The sequence below is a fragment of the Streptomyces sp. NBC_00461 genome, from assembly GCF_036013935.1.
GTDB lineage: Bacteria > Actinomycetota > Actinomycetes > Streptomycetales > Streptomycetaceae > Streptomyces.
This window is the reverse complement of the sequence record NZ_CP107902.1, coordinates 4,036,271-4,058,281: the sequence shown is the minus strand read 5'-3', so window position 1 is coordinate 4,058,281 and position 22,011 is coordinate 4,036,271. Positions and strand designations below refer to the sequence as shown.

The following is a 22,011-nucleotide window of genomic DNA, read 5'->3' as shown; positions in this document are numbered from 1 at the left end:
GGCCGCGGTCTCGTCGGCGGGTGCGGGTGCGGGTGCGGGTGCGGGTGCGGGTTCGGCTGTGCCCGCCCTCCCCCACTCTCAACTACGTTCGAGCGGGGGGACCCCCATCGCCCTGCGGAACGACTGCCCACAGCCTGGGCCGGCCGCCGGTGTCGGCTCGTTCCACTCCATGTGGCGTGAGCTGCGGCCCATCGGGCGGCACCCCGACTCCCGCGGTTACCGCCGCTTCGCCTGGACCGGGGCCGATGCCGAGTGCCGGGCCTGGTTCAAGGAACAGGCCGAGGCACGCGGGCTGAGCCACGAGGTCGACCGGAACGGGAACCAGTGGGCCTGGCTCGGGGACCCCGGCGCCGGGGACGCAGTCGTCACGGGGTCGCATCTCGACTCCGTGCCCGACGGCGGCGCCTTCGACGGGCCCCTCGGCGTCGTCTCCTCCTTCGCCGCGCTCGATGAACTGCGCGGCAGGAACGCGCAGTTCGACAAGCCCCTCGCCATCGTCAACTTCGGTGACGAGGAGGGCGCCCGGTTCGGACTGGCCTGTGTCGGGTCGCGGCTCACCTCCGGGCAGCTGACCGTCGAGCAGGCGCACCGGCTGACCGACGGTGACGGCATCACGCTGCCCAGGGCGATGGAGGCCGCCGGTTACGACCCCGACGCCATCGGGGCGGACCCGGAGCGCCTCGGACGCATCGGCGCCTTCGTCGAGCTGCACGTCGAGCAGGGGCGGGCGCTGGACCTGTCCGGTGACCGGGTCGGCATCGCCAGCGCCATCTGGCCGCACGGGCGTTGGCGGTTCGACTTCCGGGGCGAGGCCAACCACGCCGGCACGACCCGGCTCGTGGACCGGCGCGACCCCATGCTGTCGTACGCCGAGACCGTCCTCGCCGCCCGTCGCGAGGGCGAACTCGCCGGTGCCGTCGCCACCTTCGGCAAGATCGCCGTCGAGCCGAACGGCGTCAACGCCATCCCCTCGCTGGTCCGCGGCTGGCTCGACTCCCGCGCCGCCGACCAGGAGAGCCTCGACCAGGTGGTCGGCGGTGTCGAGCGGGCCGCCCGCGAGTACGCCGCCGCACACGGTGTCGACCTCGACGTCGTCCGTGAGTCCTTCACGCCGGTCGTCGAGTTCGACCATGCCCTGCGGGACGAACTGGCCCGCATCCTGGGCAAGGACACCGAGCTCACGGTCCCCGTCCTGGGTACCGGTGCGGGACACGACGCCGGAATCCTCTCCGGGAGCATCCCGACCGCGATGCTGTTCGTGCGCAACCCCACGGGCGTCTCGCACTCCCCGGCCGAGTTCGCCGCCGAGGACGACTGCGTGGCCGGGGTGCTCGCACTCGCCGACGTACTGGAAGGGCTGGCCTGCAGGTGACCACGCGGACGTATTGGCTGGAGCACGCCTGGCTCGACACCCACGTCGAGCCCGGCGTGGCGCTGGAGGTGGCGGACGGCCGCATCACCGCCGTCCGCACGGACGTGCCCACCCCGCCCCCCGGCGCCGAGATCCTGCGCGGCCTGACCCTCCCGGGGCTGGCGAACGCCCACTCGCACGCCTTCCACCGCGCTTTGCGCTCCACCGTCCAGGTCGGTTCCGGCACCTTCTGGACCTGGCGCGAGGTCATGTACGCGGTCGCCGACAAGCTGACCCCGGAGACCTACCACGCACTCGCCGTCGCCGTGTACGCCGAGATGGCGCTGGCGGGCGTGACGAGCGTCGGCGAGTTCCACTACGTCCACCACGCCCCCGGCGGCACCCCCTACGCCGACCCCAACGCGATGGGCGAAGCGCTCATCGCGGCCGCCGCCGACGCCGGCATCCGCATCACCCTCCTCGACACCGCCTATCTCGCGGCCGGAATCGTGAACGAGCACAGCGGTGAGGCGCCCAACACCCACCAGCTGCGCTTCTCCGACGGCAGCGCGGAGGCCTGGGCCGAACGCTGTTCAGTTCTCAAGGAACGGGATCACGCGCGGATCGGGGCGGCCATCCACTCCGTACGGGCCGTGCCCGCCGGCCAGTTGGCGACCGTGGCGCGCTGGGCCGAGGAGCGGCGGGCCCCGCTGCATGTGCACCTGTCCGAGCAGACCGCCGAGAACGACGCCTGCCGGGCCGCCCACGGGTGCACGCCCACGCAGCTCCTCTCCGAGCACGGCGTGCTCGGGCCCCGCACCACCGGTGTCCACAACACGCACCTCACGGACGAGGACATCGCGCTCATCGGCGGCTCCGGCACCGGCACCTGCATGTGCCCGACGACCGAGCGGGACCTCGCGGACGGCATCGGCCCGGCCGTCGCCCTGCAGAAGGCAGGCTCTCCGCTCTCCCTCGGCTCCGACAGCCACGCCGTCATCGACCTGCTCGAAGAGGCACGCGCGATGGAGCTCAACGAGCGTCTGCGCACCCGCACCCGCGGTCACTGGACCGCCGCGGCACTGCTGCGCGCGGCTTCGGCGGACGGCCATGCGGCCCTGGGCTGGGAAGGTGCGGGCGTCCTGGAACCGGGCGCGCTCGCCGACTTCACGACGATCGCGCTCGACTCGGTCAGGACTGCCGGGCCCCTGCCGCGACTCGGCGCGGAGACGGCGGTATTCGCGGCCTCAGCGGCGGACGTACGCCATACGGTCGTGGGTGGCCGACACGTCGTGCGGGACGGCGCCCACACACTCGTACCCGATGTGCCGACAGCGCTCGCGGACGCCGTCGAAGCGCTGCGAGCCTGAAACCCACCGTCATCCCTGAGGACGCCATGAGCAGCACCGTCATCACCAACATCGCCACGCTGGTCACCAACGACCCCTCCCTCGGTGACGGTCCTCTCGGACTGATCCAGGACGCGGCGCTCGTCATCGACGGCGACCGCGTCGCGTGGACCGGTGAATCAAGCAAAGCACCCGCCACTGACAACCGGGTCGACGCCGGTGGCCGGGCGGTCGTCCCGGGCTTCGTCGACTCCCACTCGCACCTGGTCTTCGCGGGCGACCGGACGCAGGAGTTCAACGCCCGTATGTCCGGGCGGTCGTACACCGCGGGCGGCATCCGCACCACGGTCGCCGCCACCCGGGCCGCGAGCGACGAGGCGCTGGAGGCCAACCTCACCCGCTACCTCGCCGAGGCCCTCCGCCAGGGCACCACCACCTTCGAGACCAAGTCCGGCTACGGCCTCACCGTCGCCGACGAGTCCCGCGCCCTGCGCATCGCCGCCGCGCACACCGACGAGGTCACCTACCTCGGCGCCCACATCGTCTCCCCGGACTACGCCGACGACCCCGCCGCCTACGTCGCCCTCGTCACCGGCGAGATGCTCGACGCCTGCGCGCCGTACGCCCGTTGGATCGACGTGTTCTGCGAGAAGGGCGCCTTCGACGGCGACCAGGCCCGCACGATCCTCACCGCCGGCAAGGCCAAGGGCCTGCACCCGCGGGTCCACGCCAACCAGCTCTCCTACGGCCCCGGCGTGCAACTGGCCGTCGAACTCGACGCGGCCAGCGCCGACCACTGCACCCACCTCACCGACGCGGACATCGACGCCCTCGCGAACGGCGACACGGTCGCCACCCTCCTCCCCGGCGCCGAGTTCTCCACCCGCGCCGAGTGGCCGGACGCCCGCCGCCTCCTCAACGCCGGCGTCACCGTCGCCCTCTCCACCGACTGCAACCCGGGCTCCTCCTTCACCTCCTCGGTCCCCTTCTGCATCGCCCTCGCGGTACGCGACATGGGGATGACCCCCGACGAGGCGCTCTGGTCGGCCACCGCGGGCGGAGCGCGGGCCCTGCGCCGCGACGACATCGGCCGGCTGACGCCCGGCGCCTACGCGGACCTCATCACCCTCGACGCCCCGAGCCACGTACACCTCGCCTACCGGCCGGGAGTGCCCCTGGTCGCCGCCGTGTGGCGCCGAGGCGTACAACAGACCTGATCAGGCGGCAATCAGACCCGCGATCGGACCATGATCAGACGGCAATCGGGGCGATCAGGCCGCCCCCGCCCGCCACCGCTGCCGGCCGCCCCCGCTCAGCGGACGCAAGGCCACCCCGTCGCCGTCGTACGGGGTCAGGGCGGTCTCGATGGCGATCGCGGGGCGGATCACTCCGTCGGGGTCGACGGTGAAGCTCAGGTTCCGGCCGTGGTCGCCGTCGACCGAGCCGCAGTCCCAGATGCCCGCGCCCTTGTCCACGTCGCCGCGGCTGTCCAGGCAGAAGCCGGGATCGGCGGAGGACTGCACGACGCCGCGTGCGGAGTCGACGCGCCAGCGCTGTGTGCGGGACGAGGAGCAGGGTGCCGTCACCACGTCCGTGCCGTTCTCCAGGTCGCCGTCGCGGATGTCCAGGCAGAAGCCGGTGGCGACGTTCACGACCTGGGCGTAGGCACCGTTCGGGGCGTGGGCCGGGGTGGGCGAGGGGCGCGGCGATGTCGAGGGCTTGGCGGAGGGGGAGGAACTCTTCGTCGGGGAGGGCGACTTGGCGGTCGCCGAGGGGGACGGCGTGGGCGAGACCGTCGCCGTGACCGTGACCTGTGGCCGGCTCGGCGGTGTGCTGACGGCGCCCGCCGCCTGCGGGGACGGGGAGGACGACGAACCGCCCTGCGACAGCAGGAACAGGAGCAGGGGGGTCAGGGCGACGCCAAGGGCCACCGAGGCCAGCAGGAAGCGGCGCGAGGGCGGCCAGGCCGACACGTCCGCGAGGGCCCTCGGGCGCGGAGCCTCACGTGTGACGTACGCCGTGCCCGCCCAGGGCAACAGCCCCTCGGCCAGCGCGGTGCGCGGGGAGTCCCGCAGGGCCGACAGCTCCTCGTAGGCCGTGGTGCAGTGCGGGCACCGGGCCATGTGGGCGTGCAGGTCGGCGCTCTCGCGCGGACTGTCCGGGCGTACCGACTCCTCGATGAGCCGGCCGAAGTTGCCGCAGCGCGGGTCGTCCGAGGCGGCGAGGCGGGCGCGCAGACAGGCCTGGCCCATGGCCTGCAGTGCGGACGCGGTCTCGTGGCTCACGTCCTCGCGGGTCAGGCCCAGGAAGCCGGCCGTCCTGTCGTCCGTCTCCCGCTCCACGACGCCGTACCAGACCAGGCCCTGGACGCGGGAGGGCAGCGACTGGAAGGCGGTGAGCATGGGCGGTACGGGGCCCTCGGCGCCCGCCGTGCTCAGGACCAGCAGCAGACCGGGGTCGAGGCCACCGGCCCGCTCCTCGCCCGCCCACGAAGCGGCCAGCCGCCCGGTCAGCAGCAGGAGTTGAAGCCGCAGCGGCACGAGGGGCTCGGCGCCGCGCGCGGTTTGCCGGGCGGCCAGGGTGAAAGCCTGCGCGGCCAGTTGCCGTGCGGCGGACTCGCTCGCCGTGCACAGCCGGGCATAGGCGAGAACGCCCGGCTGATGCCGGGTGCGAAGCTCCTGCAGGGCCGGATAGACGGTGGCGGAGCTGGTGCGCAGCAGTTCGGTCAGCCGCGCGTCGGGCGCGTCCGCATGAACCCCGCCCCCGGTCTCGACACCTTTGTCGGTCCCGTCGGCCCGAGCCATCCACCCGCCTCCTTGCGCCCCGCGCCCGCCGGAGTCCTGACCTACCGGTGGGTATGGGGGCCCATAGTGAGGGATGGAAACCTCTGGGGAAAGGGTTTCTGTGGGTAACCCGGTACACGGCTGAGCGCGGCGTGCCCGGCAGTCCGGGCGGCACCGCGCTCAGAAGGCGTCCCACGAGGGAGATGTCCCACCAGGGAGGCGTCACTCCTCGATGGTCAGCCCCTTGCGCAATCGCACCAGCGTCCGCGACAGCAGTCGCGACACATGCATCTGCGAGATGCCGAGCTCGTCGCCTATCTCCGACTGGGTCATGCCCGCGACGAAGCGCAGCGAGAGGATCTTCCGGTCCCGCGGCGGCAGCTCGGCGATCAGCGGCTTGAGTGACTCCACGTACTCGATGCCTTCGAGCCCGTGGTCCTCGTACCCGATCCGGTCCGCGAGCGCGCCCTCGGCGTCGTCCTCCTCGGGCTGGGCGTCCAGCGAGGAGGCGGTGTACGCGTTCGACGCCGCCATGCCCTCGACGACCTCGTCCTTGGAGAGGTCGAGGCGCTCCGCGAGCTCCGCCACGGTCGGTGCCCGGTCGAGCTTCTGGGCCAGCTCGTCGCCGGCCTTGGCCAGGTCGAGCCGGAGCTCCTGCAGTCGGCGCGGCACGCGCACGGACCACGAGGTGTCACGGAAGAAGCGCTTGATCTCACCGACGATGGTTGGCATCGCGAACGTGGGGAACTCCACCCCGCGTGCGAGCTCGAACCGGTCGATCGCCTTGATCAGGCCGATCGTGCCGACCTGGACGATGTCCTCCATCGGCTCGCTGCGCGAGCGGAAGCGGGAGGCGGCGAACTTGACCAGGGCGAGGTTCAGTTCGACGAGCGTGTTCCGCACGTACGAGTACTCGTACGTGCCTTCCTCCAGGGACTCCAGCCGCTCGAAGAGGGTCTTGGACAGCGCTCGGGCGTCCACCGGTCCCACTTCGTCGTACGGGGGGATCTCCGGAAGCCCGGCAAGCCCGGCAAGCGCGTCTGGGTCGTCGCTCTCGATGCTCTCGATGGGATCCAGATGTTCCGGAGGGGACGTCGACGTCGCCTCCTGGGCGTGCGATGCGTCGAGCCGGGGTGACATGATGTCCTCCATCGTTCTCGGCATATGGCTGCCGAAGCCAGTTTGTGCACTGCGGTGTGCGGCGCCTCCAAAGCCGGCCGTGTCGGTTACGTATCTCTACTAGCCCTACCCGTTTTCCCACACCCACCGCAAGTGCGTTACCTGGGGATATGTCCGTTTGTGGGCGATTGTTCGGGTGTCGGAGAGTGTGAGGAAGGCGTAGTGTTCGAGGGCGTGAGTCAGCAGCCCCGACGTCGGGAGATAGACGGCATGGACCGTGGGACGGTCGGCAGCGCACAGTCTGGCCGGCTACTGGTGGAGGTCAGGGAAGAAGGCCTCAGTGCCGTCGTGACACCGGCGGGTGAGTTGGACCACCACACCGCCGATCTGTTGCGTGAGCCACTCGAGGCATGTCTTGCCAAGGGCTTCAGCCGGCTGGTCGTGGACTGCTCACGGCTCGAGTTCTGTGACTCCACCGGACTCAATGTGCTGCTCGGCGCCCGCCTCAAGGCGGAGGCCGCCGGAGGCGGGGTGCACCTCGCGGGGATGCAGCCCGTGGTGGCGCGCGTTTTCGAGATCACCGGGGCGGAAGCGGTCTTCACCGTCCACGACACCCTCGAAGCGGCCCTGGCCGACGAAGCCGGCTGAGTGCGGCGGCGGGCCCGAGGCCGTGTCATGCCCCCAGACCCCCTGCGCGGTCCCCCTGCGGGACCGCAATTTCCGGGCGTCCGGCCCTCCGCGCCGAATAAGGGGGTGTTCTGCCGGTTCGGTCGGGCAGGAGACATCCTGAACATGTCGGCAGCACGGCGACGGATCCACCGTCGATCTACGTACTGACTCTTGAATCGTGAACTGGTGAATCGGTGAGGTGAAGCGCTGATGAGCACCACCCGGCCATACTCGCCGGGCGACCGCGGCCCGGAGCCCAGCGGCGCTTCCGGGGGGTCCGAGGGTGATGCGGCCGAATCGTCGGCTGCACCCGTGTCGTCCGGGAGCGGCCAGGTCCGCAGGCTGAACTTCGACGGAGAGAGCGGCGTCGTGCCGCTCGCCCGCGATTTCACCCGCCAGGCGTTGTACGCGTGGGGGTGGCTGCCCGCCGCCACCGCCGACCAGCGGGCCGCCGCGGAGGATGTCCTGCTGGTCGTCTCCGAGCTGGTCACCAACGCCTGTCTCCATGCCGACGGCCCGGACGAGCTGTGGATCTCCTGCGACAAGAAGGTGATCCGCATCGAGGTCTCGGACAAGGGCTCGGGCCAGCCCGCACCCCGCACCCCGCACCGCGCGGGCCGCCCCGGCGGGCACGGCATGTTCATCGTGCAGCGCCTGTGCCTGGACTGGGGCGTCGTACGGACGCCCGGGGCAACGGGCAAGAGCGTGTGGGCGGAGCTGGGCGCACCCGCGTAGTCCGCTGTGTGCCGGGTGCACCCGCGTGATCCGCTCTGCCGGGCGCTCGGCGGCTGCCCGCCTTCGTCTGCGCGCGCCGACGCGGGCGAGGAGTCCTTGCGCCGATGGGGACAAGGAGCAGCCCTCGCCCCGACGAGACACGTAGCCCAGACCCACGCGAGCCCGGCGAGCCGCCACCCGCTGTGAACGCCGCCTCGCGCTCCGGAGCGAGTCCCCTCCCGGGCGCGGGGAAGGACATGCGCCGTCGGCCGGCCGCCGGGGCGTGGCCGGCATCTTCCGGTCGAGCCGGCTCGGACCGGGCCGGCTGGTGTTACCGAGGGTCACCCGCGGGCCGCCTCCTCCACCCGAACCCCCTTTCGTGCGCGCCGGATCCCCACAACTCCGGCCCGCACCGTCTCTTCCTTCCTCAAGACCCCGGGCGTACCTTGACGGCCCAATCTGATGTCCCGTCAGGAACTCGAAGAGGGAGCGGAAACCGTGTCGTACCGGAAACGAACCGCCGCGCTCGCGTCCGCCGCGGCCCTGGCCGGCTCGGCGGTGCTGCTCGCCGCCCCCGCAGCCGAGGCCTCGGTCGTCGACGTCAACTACCAGTGCAAGACGCCGATCGGGAACAAGAGCGCCGTCTCGCCCATCGACATCAAGGGCGTCAGGAGCGGCAGCGGCTACAAGCTCACCATGTCGTGGCAGAAGGGCGTCTCCTCCAGCCCGGTCGAGCTGGGCAAGGGTGCGATGAGCCCGAGCGCCACCATCAGGCTGGGCGGCGCCGACAGCGGCACCGTGTCCGTGTCCGGGCCCGCCAACCAGGCCGCCATCCCGGCCAACACCCCCATAAAGATCAACGACTTGACGGGCACGTACACGCCGAAGAAGACCGGCAAGGTCACCTTCACCCCGGGCATCCTCACCATCAAGGCGCTCGGCACCACGACCACCTGCACGCCGTCCAACAACCCCGGCCCGGCCCTCACGCTGGACGTGACGGCGGCGGGCGGCGGCTCCTCCGGCGGGACGGGACAGAGCGGCGGCGCGGCGGCTGACAGCGGCTCGTCCTCGGGAGGCTCCTCCCTCCCGCAGACCGGCCCCGACGACTCCGCCATCGCCCTCGGCACGCTCGGCGGCACGGTGCTCCTCGCCGGAGCGGCGGGGGCGCTGTGGATCACGCGGAGGAACCAGCCGGCCCGCCGCTGAACCGCTGCCACCACCGCTGGAGCCGCCGGATGTCGTCCGCCGCCCGTGTTCTGCTCGTGTCCCTGCTGCTGGTGCTGACCGTCGCCCCGTCGGCCTCGGCCGCCGACGGCTGGTCGCTGTCGCCCTCCGGCGGCTCCCGCCCGTCCTTCTACGCCGAGGGCGCCCCCGGGGCGGTCCTGCAGGACACGGTGTCGGTGATCAACCGGAGCGGGCGGGCGGTCACGGTACGGCTGAGCGGCACCGGCGTCCCGGTCGTCTTCGCCGACGGACGGGTACGGGTGCCCGCCCGCACCCGGGCGGACGTCCCCTTCACGGTGAGCGGGCGCGACGACCGCACGGGCACGATCGTCGCCCGTGACCGGGACGGCCGCACGGCCACGGTCCCGGTCCGTCTGAGGGTGGGCGGACCGGCGCTGTCCGCGCTCACCGTCGAGCACGTGGCCGTGCGCGGCGACCGCATCACCTACGACCTGGTCAACCGTGGCACCACGGCCCTCGTGCCGAGGATCGCCGTGCACGCCGACGGGTTCTTCGGCCAGGTCCTCGACCGCGCCCCGCGCACCCTGCCCGTCCGCCTCCCGCCCGGCCGGCGGCTGCGGCTCACCGAGCCCTGGCCCGACCGCCCCGCCCTGGACTCGGTCGACGTCCGGCTGACCGTGACCGCGGCGGGCGGCGCACACGACTCGGCCGGAGCGTCGGCAGGCTTCGTGCCGTGGGGCGCGGTGGCGGGGGCCGCCGGGACGGTGACGGCGGGCGCCGCGCTGCTTCTCGTACGACGTCGCAGGCGCCGCAAGGCCGACGGCGAGGCCCTCGAATCCCCGCGTACGGAAGTCGAGTTGACGGGAGCGGTGATGTGAACGGCAAGCTGCGGATACCGGCGCTGCTGGCGGTGCTCGCGCTGCTCCTGCTGCCCCTGGCGGGCACGGCCGCGGCGGACGGGCCGAGCGTGAGGCTCTCCAAGTCCCAGGCCGGGACCGGTGGTTCGGTCACCGTCAGCGGCAGCGGCTGGCGGTCGCAGGCCCTGCTGATGATGCTGGTCTGCGGACGGTCCGTGCCGTCCCGGGGCGTGATCGGCGGCACCAACTCCTGTGCCAACGCGGACGGAAGAGCCGTCACCACCGATGCCAGGGGAGCCTTCAGCAAGAAGCTGCCCGTCACCGAACCGCCCGTGCCCTGCCCGTGCGTGGTGCACGTGGCGACCGTCGAGGGCGCGAAGGCGCAGGCCGACGCGGTCCTCCAGGTGGCCGGGCACGCGGTCGAACCGCTGCCCGCCGTGGCGTCCGGAGGTCGGCTGTCGGTCCTCACGGACACCCGGCTCGACGGCGCCGGCGGACTGCTCACCTGGTTCGGCGCTCCGGCCTCGCGCACCCTCGTCTTCACCGTCGGCAACGCCGGCACGACCCCGGTCAAGAACCCCGTCTTCCAGGTCGGCACGTCCCACGGCGTGTTCGCCCCGCAGTGGGACGACCAGCAGTGGCGCGGCACCATCGAGCCCGGCCGCAAGGCACAGATGAAGCTCCCCGTCGAACTCACGGCGGGCGCGCACGGCGACTACACCGTCTCGCTCAAGTACGGCGGCAAGGTCCTCGCCGAACAGCCCTGGGGCGTGGGCCGGCCCTGGGGCGTGACCCTGTTCTGGATCCTGGTCTGCCTGGTCGTGCCCGCCGCGGTGTTCCGCACCGGGATGGCCGTCGTGGACCGGGTACGGCCACGGCGCGCCGGCGGGATCCGGCACCGGGGGCTGCGCCTGCCCGAACTCGCCCTGCACCTGCCGAAGTTCACCACGCGGGCGGAACAGGCGCCCGCCTCCCCTACGACCCTGCCGTGGTTCACCCCGGACTCCGATCCGGGGACGGCCGGCCGGCTCTCCGCACCGCACGACGACAGCCCGACGAGTCCAACGACTCCCACCAGGAAGGGACCCACGTGAGAAAGCGAAGGAGAGTCACACCGGCCGGCACGGGGAGGCCGGTCGCGGCGGCCGCCGCGCTGGTGCTCGGCGGCGCGGGAGCCATGCTGGGGCTGGCCGCCGGGCCCGCGCAGGCCGCGGAGGTGTCGTTCGCGACGCACTGCGTGCCGCCCGCGGGCATCCCTCCCGTCGACGGCACCACGAAGGTCGAGGTCACCGCGCCCGCCACGGCGAAGGTGGGCGACACGGTGAACGTCGTATGGAAGTTCGTCCAGGCCGCCTCCAAGAACCCGGACATCATCGACCTGCCCGCGAACTCGGTCCAGCCCTCCGGCACCCTCAAGGCGGCCGGCGCCCAGACCGCCGCCGTCGCGATGCAGGGGACGCGGGAGAACCCGGCCATCCCCAAGGGCGGCGCCATGGTGCTGTCCGACATGAAGGGCACCCTGAAACTGACGGCGCCGGGCGAGGTGACGCTGACACCGGACGCCTACACCGTCAACGCCATGTCGACGGACACCAAGTGCACGCCCACGCAGACGGTGCAGAAGGCGGCGACCATCGAGGTGGCCGCCGGGGGCACAAGCTCGCCGAGCACGACGCCGGACCCGACGGGCTCGGCCTCGCAGTCGGCATCGCCGTCCGCGTCGGCCTCCGACACGGCGAGCGCGTCGGCTTCCGCCAGTGACGGCACGGGCAGCGACCAGTCGGACTTCACCGGCAAGGAAGTCGACACTCCCTACACCTGCCAGTCGCCCATCGGAGAGAAGAAGGCGACCTCGCCCATCCAGATCAACGCCAAGAAGGACGGCGGGAGTTTCGCCCTCACCGTGCAGTTCAAGAAGTCGGTGATGGACAGTCCGGCCGACATCCCGAAGGGTTCGGTCAAACCGTCGATGGAGGTGGCCCTGGGCGGCGCCGACAAGGGCACCGTGCATGTGGAGGGGCCGACCAACTCCGAGGCCATCAAGTCCGGCGACCCGATCGAGATCCCCGACCTCACCGGCACCTACAAACCGGGCGCCGACGGCAAGTCGACCCTCTCGCCGGGCGTCCTCACGATCAACGCCCTCGGCACGACGACCACCTGCAAGCCCGACAGGTCCGAGGTCTCCCTGACCCTGGACACGACGCAGCAGGCGAGCGGCGCGTCGGGCGGCTCGTCGTCGACCTCCGGCGGTACGTCGTCCTCGTCCTCGTCGTCGGGCGGCGGCCTGGCGGAGACGGGCGCGAGTGACCACGGCGCGCTGAAGGCCCTGGGCCTGGTGGCAGGCACGGCGGTGCTCCTTGGCGCGGCGGTGTTCACGTTCCTGCCGGGGCGCCGACGGCTGCGGTAGGAGGTTCACGGCGGAGGCGAGGGGCGGATTCCGGGCCACCCGGCGTCCCGGAATCCGCCACCCACCGCCCGACGCGCGGTGTCCCCGCGGTCAGGCGGTCGTCCGGACGAAGACCACGACGAGCAGTACGGCCACGCAGAACAGGGTGAGGACCCCGCTCCACAGCGCCTCGTCGGGCGGGGTCCGTCGCCTTCTTCTCACGTTCTCCTCACGTGCCGTGCTCCAGCCGCTGGTGCGTTCGCATCAGTACGTTCGCGTCGCCCACCGCGCTGTAGTCGAACGCCGACCGCGCCGCGGCCCGACGGGCGGCGAGTTCCGCGCAGGGCTCGCAGCCGGGCACGGGGACGGGCGAACGGCTCACGTCGTACGGGCGCGGGGGCACGGAGGCGGTGTGCACGCCGGTCCGTTCATCCAGCGCGTCCCGCAACTCCCGTTCGCAGTCGCCGGCTTCGCCGCTGCGGCCCGCGTCCTTCGCGGCCTCCCGCTGGGCCAGCAGCGCCCCGCACACGTCACAGACGTCCGTGGGCGCGGGCGCCGTCACGCCGACCACCGCGCGAGCGCCGTCTCCATCGCCCGCAGGACCGCCGTGCTCGGCCGCGTCCAGCCGCCGGGCGGCGCCCAGTTGGCGGGGGTGCCGTGCGGGCGGGTGCGGCGGGGGAGTCGGGGTCGGGTGGTGAGGGCCGTGGCCGTCATGGGCGTACTCCTTGTTCGCTGAGCGTGACCGGTTTGCCTGTGCAGAGGGCACCGGAGGGATTACGGTGCGTGTTCAGGTGGTACGAGCATGCCGCGCCCGGACCGCGAAAACGCCGCTGACGTGGGCAAGTTCCACGCCGGGCGTTCCAAATTCCACAAATTCCACAGCCGGGAAAGGGGGAGGCGAGGTGCCGCAGCGACGTACGGTCACGAGCCGCAGCCAGGAGCCGCGCCAGCGGTTCGCCGAGGAGGTGAAGTCCTTACGGGAGAAGAGCGGGGTGAGCCTGCGGCAGCTGGCGGATCAACTGGGCTGGGACTGGTCGACGTTGGGGAAGCTGGAGCGGGGGCAGACGCTGGGGAGCCCCGAGGTTGCCCAGGCGTTGGACCAGCACTACGGGACGCCGGGGCTGTTGCTGGCGTTGTGGGAGCTGGCGGTTGCGGATCCGACGCAGTTCAAGGAGCAGTATCGGAGGTACATGCTGCTGGAGGCCGAGGCGGTGAGTTTGTGGCACTTCGGGGTGAGCAGTGTGCACGGCATGCTTCAGGCCAGGGGGTACGCGCGGGAGCTGATCGCGGCTGGTGGCCACCAAGGCGAGGAATTGGACCGCCAAGTCGAGGCCCGACTCGGGCGCGCGGCGTTGCTGATGGGAGATGGGCCGCCCCGTTTCCGCACCATCCTGTACGAGGCAGTACTTCGCATGGAACTGCGTGACCGCCAGGCGTGGCGAGAGCAGTTGGAGGACCTGATCGCGGTCGGTGACCAACCGAACGTTACGGTTCAGGTGCTGCCGTTCAGTGCTGGGCCGTTCGGCCTGGACAGTACTGAGGTGACGTTCCTGGGACTGCTGGGCGGGCGCACCGTGGCCTACACAGAGAACGCTCACCGGGGTGAACTGATCGAAGAACCAAGCTCAGTTGAGCGACTGCAACTCGCATACGATTCGATGCGTGACCTGGCTTTGTCCCCCGCCGAGTCGCGGAAGTTCATCGGGCAGATGTTGGAGGAAGTACCGTGCGATCCATCGACCTGACGGCTGTGACGTGGCGTAAGAGCAGCTACAGCAACTCGGACGGCGGCGAGTGCGTCGAGGTTTCCGACGACTTCCTCGCTGCCGCAGCCTGGCGCAAGAGCAGCTACAGCAACTCCGACGGCGGCGCCTGCCTCGAAGTCGCCGACAACCTCTCCGCCCCTTGCGCCCTCGTCCCCGTCCGCGACTCCAAGAACCCCCACGGCCCCGCCCTCGTCCTCTCGGCGACCGCCTGGGGGGCCTTCGTCGCCGCCGTACGACGCGACGAGTTGACCGGCGTGTGACCGGCGGTACCGCTGACCACAAAGAAACTCGGAGGGCCGCCGCACCCCAGTGGATGCGGCGGCCCTCCGTCAAGCCGTGGGTGTACGTCAGTGCACGTCGCCCATGAGTTCCTTGACCCGCTTGCGGTACATCCACACCGCGGCACCGGCGATCACCGCGAGCACCGCCTGGAGGGTCACGATGCCCGTCTTGTTCAGGTCGACCCCGGCGATGGACAGCAGACCGGTCGTGGCGTCACCGGCGGTGACGGCCAGGAACCAGACACCCATCATCTGGGAGGCGTACTTGGCGGGCGCCATCTTGGTGGTGACCGACAGGCCGACCGGGGAGAGCATCAGCTCACCGACGGTCTGCACGAAGTAGATGCCGACCAGCCACATCGCCGCGGCCTTGTGACCACCGTCGGCGATCGAGAGCGGCGCGAGGAAGAGGAAGAAGGACGCACCGATCAGGACCAGACCGCCGGTGAACTTCACCGCGGTGCTCGGCTCCTTGCCGCGCCGCGCCAGCGCCAGCCACGCCCAGGCGAAGACCGGCGCGAACGCCATGATCATGACCGGGTTGACCGACTGGTACCAGGAGACCGGGAACTCCCAGCCGAAGACCGTGTTCTTCGCCGAGGCCTCGGCGAACAGCGACACGGTCGAACCGCCCTGGTCGTAGATCATCCAGAACACGGCCGCGGCGACGAAGAACCAGATGTACGCGCTCATCTTCGACTGATCGGCGCGGTCCAGTTCCTTGTCCCGCTTGATGCGGGCGATCACGACGACCGGGATGAGCAGACCCGCGACCGTGATCGGGACCAGCACCCAGTTCAGCGTGTAGACGCCGGAGACGCCGACGATCACGTAGAAGACGGCCGCGACGCCCGCCCACAGGGCGGCCTTGGTCAGCGTGGCCTTCTTCTCGGCGTCCGACAGCGGCGTCGGCACGATGTCCGAGCGCGCGTCCAGGTGGCGGGTGCCGAGCAGGAACTGGGCCAGACCCAGCGCCATGCCGAGCGCGGCCAGCGCGAAGCCCAGGTGCCAGCTGACGCTCTCGCCGACGGTGCCGATGATCAGCGGTGCGGCGAAGGCGCCCAGGTTGATGCCGATGTAGAAGAGCGTGAAGCCACCGTCGCGGCGCGGGTCCTCGGGGCCGTCGTAGAGGTGGCCGACCATCGTGGAGATGTTGGCCTTCAGCAGACCGGAACCGATGGCGACCAGACCGAGACCCGCGTAGAAGGTGCCGGCGCTCGGCAGGGCCAGGGTGAGGTGGCCCAGCATGATGACCACGCCGGCGATGGCGACGGTCTTGCGGGGGCCGAGCACACGGTCCGCGAACCAGCCGCCCGGCAGGGTGAGCAGGTACACGAGCGACACGTACACCGAGTAGATCGCGGTCGCGGCGCCCGCGCTCAGGTGCAGCCCGCCGGGGGCCACCAGGTAGAGCGGGAGCAGGGCCTTCATGCCGTAGTAGGAGAAACGCTCCCACATCTCGGTCATGAAGAGGGTGGCCAGACCGCGAGGGTGGCCGAAGAAGGTCTTCCCGGAAGGGGGGGTGCCCGGGTGAACCGAGTCCTTCGTCAAGCTGGACGCCATGGTCGTTCCTTGCTGGTGGGGGTTTACCGCACACAAATGAGACCTTCAGCGTCAAGTGGTCGCCAAAGGTCCTCGAAGTGCTACAGGCGTTGTTTCACCATACGGCAGGACACTGCCGGATATGGAAGGACTTGAGACACGGATCACAGGTGATCGTGGAACCGTACACGCCCTTTCCAAGGCCCCCACCACGATCGCACCACACAGACACAGGTTCGCCCCGATCCGCCCAAAGGTAAGAATCACCCGTGCCGATCACACCCCAGCACATGTCAGGAGCGGACTACCATCACCTCATGACCCGTGTACTGCTCGCCGAGGACGACGCGTCCATCTCGGAGCCGCTGGCCCGCGCCCTGCGCCGGGAAGGCTACGAGGTCGAGGTGCGCGAGGACGGCCCCACCGCACTCGACGCCGGAATACAGGGCGGCATCGACCTGGTGGTGCTGGACCTCGGTCTGCCCGGCATGGACGGCCTTGAGGTGGCCCGCCGACTGCGTGCCGAAGGGCACACCGTGCCGGTCCTCATCCTCACCGCGCGGGCCGACGAGGTGGACACCGTCGTCGGACTCGACGCGGGCGCCGACGACTACGTCACCAAGCCCTTCCGGCTCGCCGAACTGCTCGCCCGTGTCCGCGCCCTGCTGCGGCGCGGCGCCGCGGAGCCGGTGCAGCCGCCCGCGACGCACGGCGTGCGGATCGACGTGGAGTCGCACCGTGCGTGGATGGGCGACGAGGAACTCCAGCTGACCGCCAAGGAGTTCGACCTGCTGCGGGTCCTCGTGCGGGACGCCGGACGCGTCGTCACCCGCGACCAGCTGATGCGCGAGGTCTGGGACACCACCTGGTGGTCGTCGACCAAGACCCTCGACATGCACATCTCGTGGCTGCGCAAGAAGCTGGGCGACGACGCGGCGAACCCCCGGTACATCGCCACGGTACGAGGCGTGGGTTTCCGCTTCGAGAAGAGCTGAACCCCCATCCGTAGCCCGACCCGTAGCCCGACCCAGGTACAGAGGACATGCGCCGTCGACTGATCCAGTCCACGCTCGCCGTGGTGCTCGTCGTGATCGCCGTCTTCGGCGTGTCCCTCGTCATCGTCGAGACGCGGACCATCAGCAACAGCGCCCAGGAACGGGTCAGTTCCGAGGCGCAGCGACTGGCCAGCATCGTGGACAGCCGGCTCATCGGGGCGGGCGCCGTCACCGCCGACCTCCTCAAGAAGCAGGTCACGGGGGAGCGGTACGCCGTCATCCGGATCCCGGGGCAGGCAGCCATCGAGGTCGGCACCAAGCCCGAGGGCGACGCCATCCGCGGACGGGCCACCGGCGAGGAGGGCGAGCAGGTCGTCGTCGAGGAGCCGCGCTCCACCGTGAGCCGCGAGGTCGGCCGGACGCTGCTGATCATCGGGCTTGTCGCGATGCTCGCCGTGGTGGCCGCCGTCCTGCTGGCGATCCGCCAGGCCAACCGGCTCGCCTCCCCGCTCACCGACCTCGCCGAGACCGCCGAGCGGCTGGGCTCGGGCGACCCGCGCCCCCGCCACAAGCGCTACGGCGTCCCGGAGCTGGACCGGGTCGCCGACGTGCTGGACTCCTCCGCCGAGCGCATCGGCCGCATGCTCACCGCCGAACGGCGCCTGGCCGCCGACGCCTCCCATCAGCTGCGCACACCGCTGACCGCGCTGTCGATGCGGCTGGAGGAGATCACCCTCACCGACGACCCGGACACGGTGAAGGAGGAGGCCAACGTCGCCCTCACCCAGGTCGAGCGCCTCACGGACGTGGTGGAACGGCTCCTCACCAACTCCCGCGACCCCCGCACCGGCAACGCCGTCTCCTTCGACCTCGACGAGGTCATCCAGCAGCAGCTCGCCGAGTGGCGGCCCGCATACCGCAGCTCGGGGCGGGCGATCGTGAGCTCCGGCAAGCGGCATCTGCAGGCGGTCGGCACACCGGGCGCGGTCGCGCAGGTGCTGGCGGCACTGATCGAGAACTCGCTGATGCACGGCGGCGGCACGGTGGCACTGCGTACGCGCGTGACCGGCAACCAGGCCGTCGTCGAGGTGACCGACGAGGGACCCGGCGTGCCCGCGGACCTCGGCGCGCGGATCTTCGAGCGCACCATCAGCGGGCGGAACTCGACGGGCATCGGGCTGGCGGTGGCCCGGGATCTGGCGGAGGCGGACGGCGGACGCCTGGAGATGCTGCAGACGATGCCGCCGGTGTTCGGGCTGTTCCTGTCCCGCACGCCGCCACTGAAGCGCATGCCGGCCGAGGACGAGGAACCGACGGTCCGATAGTCGAGTGGGGTGCGGGGGACGCGGCTCAGCTGACGCGCTGTTCGGCCTTGGGCCGCTCGGCCCCGGCCTTCTCCAGGAACGATTCCGCGTCGGCGAGCGCCTCCCGGGCCGGCAGGGCCTTGAACACCCAGCTGCGGTAGGACCAGAACCGGAACAGCGTGCCCAGGCCGATGCCGACGACCTTGAAGATGTTGCGCTGCAGCGAGCTGTCCCAGCCGAAGCCGTAGATCGCGGCGTACAGGACGCCGTTCTCGATCACCAGGCCGACCAGGCTGAAGGCCAGGAACAGCGTCAGTTCCCTGGTCCGCGCGCTCTTGTCGCGGTCCCGATAGGTGAAGTAGCGGAAGCCCAGGTAGTTGACGCCGATGGCGACGACGGTGGCGATCACGTTGGCGCGCACCGCCTGCAGGCTGGTCAGATGCCACAGCAGGTTGGAGACGCCGAAGTTCACGACGGTGCCGAGAGCACCCACCGCACCGAACTTGGCGATCTCGCGTGTGAGCCTTCGCAGCCCGGAGGAACCCTGGTCCATGGTCCTGAAGGCCCCCATCCGGGTCGGCTGCATCGGCTGCGGCGTCGTAGTCGTCGTATTCGTCAACTCAAACCATGCTAACCACCCCCCTTCATAAACTGCTGTGGATGAGCTCACAGGTCGGAAACAGGTTGGAAAGAACGGGGGGAGAGGGGGAAACGTCCGGGAAGAGGCAGGTAAGAGCCCCGGAAAACGGCCGGAAACCGGTCTGGCCGACGCGGCCGATACTCTGGGGGCGTGACGTTCCCGGTAGTCGGCATGGTCGGCGGAGGCCAGCTCGCTCGTATGACACACGAGTCAGGCATCCCGCTCGGCATCAGGTTCAAGCTCCTCAGTGACACCCCTCAGGATTCCGCGGCGCAGGTCGTCAGCGATGTCGTCATCGGCGACTATCGCGACCTCGACACGCTGCGCGCGTTCGCAAGGGGCTGCGATGTGATCACCTTCGATCACGAACACGTACCCACCGAGCATCTACGGGCCCTGGAGGCGGACGGCATCCCCGTGCGCCCCGGCCCCGACGCGCTCGTGCACGCCCAGGACAAGGGCGTGATGCGCGCGAAGCTCGACGCGATCGGCGTGCCGTGCCCACGGCACCGCATCGTCGCCGACCCGGCGGACGTGGCCGCCTTCGCGGCCGAGGGCGACGGCTTCCCGGTCGTCCTCAAGACGGTCCGCGGCGGCTACGACGGCAAGGGCGTGTGGGTCGTCGACGACGTGGCCCAGGCCGAGGACCCCTTCCGCGCGGGCGTCCCCGTCCTCGCCGAGGAGAAGGTCGACTACGTCCGCGAGCTCGCGGCGAACGTCGTCCGCTCCCCGCACGGCCAGGCGGTCGCCTACCCGGTGGTCGAGTCCCAGCAGGTGGCCGGCGTCTGCGACACGGTGATCGCCCCGGCCCCCGGTCTCGACGAGACGCTCGCCCTGCAGGCCGAGCAGCTGGCCCTGAACATCGCCAAGGAACTGGACGTCGTCGGCCACCTCGCCGTCGAGCTGTTCCAGACCCGCGACGGCCGCATCCTCGTCAACGAACTCGCGATGCGCCCGCACAACTCGGGCCACTGGACCCAGGACGGCGCGATCACGTCCCAGTTCGCCAACCACGTCCGCGCGGTCCTCGACCTCCCGCTCGGCGACCCGCGCCCGCGCGCGAAGTGGACGGTCATGGTGAACGTCCTGGGCGGCGACTACCCGGACATGTACTCCGCGTATCTGCACTGCATGGCCCGCGACCCCAAGCTGAAGATCCACATGTACGGCAAGGACGTGAAGCCGGGCCGCAAGGTGGGCCACGTCAACACCTACGGCGACGACCTGGACGACGTTCTCGAACGCGCACGTCACGCTGCCGGCTACCTGAGAGGCACGATCACCGAATGAGCCCTGCCCACCCGTCGCCCGACCGCCACCCCTCAACGAGCGCTGACGCGCGCCCTGTCCCATTGGTCGGCATCGTCATGGGGTCGGACTCCGACTGGCCCGTCATGGAGGCCGCCGCCCAGGCCCTCGACGAGTTCGAGATCGAGTACGAGGTCGACGTCGTCTCCGCGCACCGCATGCCGCGCGAGATGATCACATACGGCGAGCAGGCCGCCGAGCGGGGCCTGAAAGTGATCGTCGCGGGCGCCGGGGGCGCGGCCCACCTGCCGGGCATGCTCGCCTCCGTGACCCCGCTGCCGGTGATCGGCGTGCCCGTGCCCCTGAAGTACCTGGACGGCATGGACTCCCTGCTGTCGATCGTGCAGATGCCGGCCGGCGTGCCCGTCGCCACCGTCTCCGTCGCCGGCGCCCGCAACGCCGGCCTCCTCGCGGCCCGCATCCTCGCCGCACACGACGAGGAACTCCTCGTCCGCATGCGGGAGTTCCAGCAGGAGCTGAACGACCAGGCAACGGAGAAGGGCAAGCGCCTGCGCGCCAAGGTCGAGGGCAACGCCGGCGGCGGTTTCGGCTTCGGGAAGTGACGCAGATGACCTCCCTGGAGGAAGCCCGCGCCCTGCTCGTCGAGTTCCCGGTCGTCGACGGGCACAACGACCTGCCCTGGGCGCTGCGCAAGGTCGGCTACGACCTCGACGTCCGCGACATCACGCAGCCCCAGAACGCCCATCTGCACACCGACATCCCGCGTCTGCGCGAGGGCGGTGTGGGCGCGCAGTACTGGTCGGTGTACGTGCGCTCGGACCTGCCGGACGCGGTGCCCGCGACGCTCGAACAGATCGACTGCGTACGGCAGTTGCTGGCGCGGCATCCGGCGGATCTGGCACCCGCGGTGACGGCCGCGGACATGGAGGCGGCACGCCGGGAGGGCCGTATCGCCTCGCTCATGGGGGCGGAGGGCGGCCACTCCATCGCCTGCTCGCTGGGCACGCTGCGGGGGCTGTACGGGCTGGGCGTGCGCTACATGACGCTCACCCACAACGACAACAACCCGTGGGCCGACTCGGCGACCGACGAGCCGAACGTCGGCGGTCTGTCCGCCTTCGGCCGTGAGGTCGTCCGGGAGATGAACCGCCTCGGCATGCTCGTCGACCTCTCGCACGTCGCGGCGACGACGATGCGGGACGCGCTCGACGCGACGAGCGCGCCGGTGATCTTCTCCCACTCCTCCTCCCGCGCCGTCTGCGACCACCCGCGCAACATCCCGGACGACGTCCTGGAACGCCTGCCGGGCAACGGCGGCGTGGCCATGGTCACGTTCGTGCCGAAGTTCGTGCTGCAGGCGGCCGTGGACTGGACGGCCGCGGCCGACGACAACCTGCGCGCCCACGGCTTCCACCACCTGGACACCAGCGAGGAGGCGATGAAGCTGCACCGCGCCTTCGAGGAGCGCACGCCCCGCCCCGTCGCCACGGTGTCAACGGTCGCCGACCACCTGGACCACATGCGCGAGGTCGCGGGTATCGACCATCTCGGCATCGGTGGCGACTACGACGGCACGGCCTTCACACCCGACGGTCTGAGCGATGTCTCCGGCTACCCGAACCTGATCGCAGAACTGCTGGACCGCGGCTGGTCGAAGCCCGACCTGGCCAAGCTGACCTGGCAGAACTCGGTACGGGTGCTGGGTGCGGCGGAGGACGTGGCGCGGGACCTTCAGGCGACCCGGTCGCCGTCCAACGCCACGATCGAGTCGCTGGACGGCTCCGAGGGCTGAGGC

The 22,011-nt window shown here is 71.0% G+C and carries 22 protein-coding genes; 16 read left to right on the top strand and 6 right to left on the bottom strand.

The window, feature by feature from the left end; all coding sequences use genetic code 11:
• The first annotated feature begins 169 nt into the window (after positions 1-169).
• The 3 genes from OG870_RS18965 to hutI are packed head-to-tail and all read left to right on the top strand — an operon-like array spanning position 170 to position 3,917.
• Positions 170-1,372, top strand: coding sequence for an allantoate amidohydrolase (locus tag OG870_RS18965; RefSeq protein WP_327691172.1), 1,203 nt, complete (start codon positions 170-172; stop codon positions 1,370-1,372).
• Positions 1,369-2,721 carry a formimidoylglutamate deiminase gene (locus tag OG870_RS18960; protein WP_266515649.1) on the top strand — a complete coding sequence of 451 codons (1,353 nt, stop codon included), beginning with the start codon at positions 1,369-1,371 and terminating at the stop codon, positions 2,719-2,721. The genes OG870_RS18965 and OG870_RS18960 overlap by 4 nt, the downstream gene beginning before the upstream one ends.
• Before the next feature lie 26 nt (positions 2,722-2,747).
• On the top strand, positions 2,748-3,917 hold the full coding sequence (gene hutI, locus OG870_RS18955; protein WP_266515646.1) for an imidazolonepropionase: 1,170 nt from the start codon (positions 2,748-2,750) through the stop codon (positions 3,915-3,917).
• A gap of 54 nt (positions 3,918-3,971) precedes the next feature.
• Here hutI and OG870_RS18950 read toward each other — a convergent pair whose 3' ends face one another.
• Together OG870_RS18950 and OG870_RS18945 are read right to left on the bottom strand one after the other, a co-directional pair.
• Positions 3,972-5,504, bottom strand: a complete 1,533-nt coding sequence (locus OG870_RS18950) for an RICIN domain-containing protein (RefSeq protein ID WP_266584017.1) — start codon at positions 5,502-5,504, stop codon at positions 3,972-3,974.
• A 201-nt stretch (positions 5,505-5,705) separates the two neighbouring features.
• Positions 5,706-6,635, bottom strand: a complete 930-nt coding sequence (locus OG870_RS18945) for an RNA polymerase sigma factor SigF (protein WP_266515641.1) — start codon at positions 6,633-6,635, stop codon at positions 5,706-5,708.
• 237 nt (positions 6,636-6,872) lie between these two features.
• Here OG870_RS18945 and OG870_RS18940 point away from each other — a divergent pair, with 237 nt between their 5' ends.
• The 6 genes from OG870_RS18940 (at position 6,873) to OG870_RS18915 (ending at position 12,440) form a co-directional block, all read left to right on the top strand.
• Entirely contained in the window at positions 6,873-7,250 is a 378-nt protein-coding gene (locus OG870_RS18940) for an STAS domain-containing protein (RefSeq protein WP_266515638.1), read from the top strand.
• 231 nt (positions 7,251-7,481) lie between these two features.
• Entirely contained in the window at positions 7,482-8,006 is a 525-nt protein-coding gene (locus OG870_RS18935; protein ID WP_266515635.1) for an ATP-binding protein, read from the top strand.
• Between the two features lie 477 nt (positions 8,007-8,483).
• Complete coding sequence (locus OG870_RS18930; RefSeq protein WP_266584019.1) at positions 8,484-9,194, top strand: LPXTG cell wall anchor domain-containing protein; 711 nt, start codon at positions 8,484-8,486, stop codon at positions 9,192-9,194.
• A gap of 29 nt (positions 9,195-9,223) precedes the next feature.
• On the top strand, positions 9,224-10,051 hold the full coding sequence (locus OG870_RS18925) for a hypothetical protein (RefSeq protein WP_266584021.1): 828 nt from the start codon (positions 9,224-9,226) through the stop codon (positions 10,049-10,051).
• The gene (locus OG870_RS18920) at positions 10,048-11,124 is read left to right on the top strand and encodes a hypothetical protein (RefSeq protein ID WP_266584023.1); all 1,077 of its coding nucleotides are present in this window, start codon (positions 10,048-10,050) and stop codon (positions 11,122-11,124) included. Before OG870_RS18925 ends, OG870_RS18920 begins: the two co-directional genes overlap by 4 nt.
• Positions 11,121-12,440 carry a hypothetical protein gene (locus tag OG870_RS18915; RefSeq protein WP_266584025.1) on the top strand — a complete coding sequence of 440 codons (1,320 nt, stop codon included), beginning with the start codon at positions 11,121-11,123 and terminating at the stop codon, positions 12,438-12,440. The genes OG870_RS18920 and OG870_RS18915 overlap by 4 nt, the downstream gene beginning before the upstream one ends.
• A gap of 208 nt (positions 12,441-12,648) precedes the next feature.
• Here OG870_RS18915 and OG870_RS18910 read toward each other — a convergent pair whose 3' ends face one another.
• Both OG870_RS18910 and OG870_RS18905 read right to left on the bottom strand, forming a co-directional pair.
• Positions 12,649-12,981 carry a hypothetical protein gene (locus OG870_RS18910; RefSeq protein WP_266515620.1) on the bottom strand — a complete coding sequence of 111 codons (333 nt, stop codon included), beginning with the start codon at positions 12,979-12,981 and terminating at the stop codon, positions 12,649-12,651.
• Entirely contained in the window at positions 12,978-13,133 is a 156-nt protein-coding gene (locus OG870_RS18905; RefSeq protein WP_266515617.1) for a hypothetical protein, read from the bottom strand. The genes OG870_RS18910 and OG870_RS18905 overlap by 4 nt, the downstream gene beginning before the upstream one ends.
• A gap of 188 nt (positions 13,134-13,321) precedes the next feature.
• Here OG870_RS18905 and OG870_RS18900 point away from each other — a divergent pair, with 188 nt between their 5' ends.
• Both OG870_RS18900 and OG870_RS18895 read left to right on the top strand, forming a co-directional pair.
• A complete protein-coding gene (locus OG870_RS18900; protein ID WP_327691170.1) occupies positions 13,322-14,164 on the top strand; it encodes a helix-turn-helix domain-containing protein in 843 nt (280 codons plus the stop codon).
• A complete protein-coding gene (locus OG870_RS18895; protein ID WP_327691169.1) occupies positions 14,146-14,445 on the top strand; it encodes a DUF397 domain-containing protein in 300 nt (99 codons plus the stop codon). The genes OG870_RS18900 and OG870_RS18895 overlap by 19 nt, the downstream gene beginning before the upstream one ends.
• An 87-nt stretch (positions 14,446-14,532) precedes the next feature.
• Here OG870_RS18895 and OG870_RS18890 read toward each other — a convergent pair whose 3' ends face one another.
• On the bottom strand, positions 14,533-16,029 hold the full coding sequence (locus tag OG870_RS18890; protein ID WP_266515608.1) for an oligopeptide:H+ symporter: 1,497 nt from the start codon (positions 16,027-16,029) through the stop codon (positions 14,533-14,535).
• A gap of 296 nt (positions 16,030-16,325) precedes the next feature.
• Here OG870_RS18890 and OG870_RS18885 point away from each other — a divergent pair, with 296 nt between their 5' ends.
• A complete protein-coding gene (locus tag OG870_RS18885) occupies positions 16,326-17,003 on the top strand; it encodes a response regulator transcription factor (RefSeq protein WP_266515605.1) in 678 nt (225 codons plus the stop codon).
• A gap of 47 nt (positions 17,004-17,050) precedes the next feature.
• A complete protein-coding gene (locus tag OG870_RS18880) occupies positions 17,051-18,328 on the top strand; it encodes an ATP-binding protein (RefSeq protein ID WP_266515602.1) in 1,278 nt (425 codons plus the stop codon).
• Between the two features lie 25 nt (positions 18,329-18,353).
• Here the strand turns inward: OG870_RS18880 and OG870_RS18875 are convergent, their stop codons facing one another.
• Positions 18,354-18,860, bottom strand: a complete 507-nt coding sequence (locus tag OG870_RS18875) for a GtrA family protein (protein ID WP_327692320.1) — start codon at positions 18,858-18,860, stop codon at positions 18,354-18,356.
• 237 nt (positions 18,861-19,097) lie between these two features.
• On the opposite strand from OG870_RS18875, the gene OG870_RS18870 reads away from it, so the two are divergent.
• The 3 genes from OG870_RS18870 (at position 19,098) to OG870_RS18860 (ending at position 22,008) form a co-directional block, all read left to right on the top strand.
• The gene (locus tag OG870_RS18870) at positions 19,098-20,237 is read left to right on the top strand and encodes a 5-(carboxyamino)imidazole ribonucleotide synthase (protein ID WP_327691168.1); all 1,140 of its coding nucleotides are present in this window, start codon (positions 19,098-19,100) and stop codon (positions 20,235-20,237) included.
• A gap of 77 nt (positions 20,238-20,314) precedes the next feature.
• Positions 20,315-20,818 carry a 5-(carboxyamino)imidazole ribonucleotide mutase gene (gene purE / locus OG870_RS18865; protein WP_266515597.1) on the top strand — a complete coding sequence of 168 codons (504 nt, stop codon included), beginning with the start codon at positions 20,315-20,317 and terminating at the stop codon, positions 20,816-20,818.
• Between the two features lie 5 nt (positions 20,819-20,823).
• A complete protein-coding gene (locus OG870_RS18860) occupies positions 20,824-22,008 on the top strand; it encodes a dipeptidase (RefSeq protein ID WP_266520340.1) in 1,185 nt (394 codons plus the stop codon).
• Positions 22,009-22,011: the final 3 nt, after the last annotated feature.

Bases quoted from the DNA above. Each gene is read 5' to 3' on its own strand.
- OG870_RS18965 (WP_327691172.1), top strand. From the start codon at position 170: ATGTGGCGTGAGCTGCGGCCCATCGGGCGGCACCCCGACTCCCGCGGT.
- hutI (WP_266515646.1), top strand. From the start codon at position 2,748: ATGAGCAGCACCGTCATCACCAACATCGCCACGCTGGTCACCAACGAC.
- OG870_RS18950 (WP_266584017.1), bottom strand. From the start codon at position 5,504: ATGGCTCGGGCCGACGGGACCGACAAAGGTGTCGAGACCGGGGGCGGG.
- OG870_RS18945 (WP_266515641.1), bottom strand. From the start codon at position 6,635: ATGGAGGACATCATGTCACCCCGGCTCGACGCATCGCACGCCCAGGAG.
- OG870_RS18940 (WP_266515638.1), top strand. From the start codon at position 6,873: ATGGACCGTGGGACGGTCGGCAGCGCACAGTCTGGCCGGCTACTGGTG.
- OG870_RS18935 (WP_266515635.1), top strand. From the start codon at position 7,482: ATGAGCACCACCCGGCCATACTCGCCGGGCGACCGCGGCCCGGAGCCC.
- OG870_RS18925 (WP_266584021.1), top strand. From the start codon at position 9,224: ATGTCGTCCGCCGCCCGTGTTCTGCTCGTGTCCCTGCTGCTGGTGCTG.
- OG870_RS18905 (WP_266515617.1), bottom strand. From the start codon at position 13,133: ATGACGGCCACGGCCCTCACCACCCGACCCCGACTCCCCCGCCGCACC.
- OG870_RS18890 (WP_266515608.1), bottom strand. From the start codon at position 16,029: ATGGCGTCCAGCTTGACGAAGGACTCGGTTCACCCGGGCACCCCCCCT.
- OG870_RS18885 (WP_266515605.1), top strand. From the start codon at position 16,326: ATGACCCGTGTACTGCTCGCCGAGGACGACGCGTCCATCTCGGAGCCG.
- OG870_RS18880 (WP_266515602.1), top strand. From the start codon at position 17,051: ATGCGCCGTCGACTGATCCAGTCCACGCTCGCCGTGGTGCTCGTCGTG.
- OG870_RS18875 (WP_327692320.1), bottom strand. From the start codon at position 18,860: ATGGACCAGGGTTCCTCCGGGCTGCGAAGGCTCACACGCGAGATCGCC.
- purE (WP_266515597.1), top strand. From the start codon at position 20,315: ATGGGGTCGGACTCCGACTGGCCCGTCATGGAGGCCGCCGCCCAGGCC.
- OG870_RS18860 (WP_266520340.1), top strand. From the start codon at position 20,824: ATGACCTCCCTGGAGGAAGCCCGCGCCCTGCTCGTCGAGTTCCCGGTC.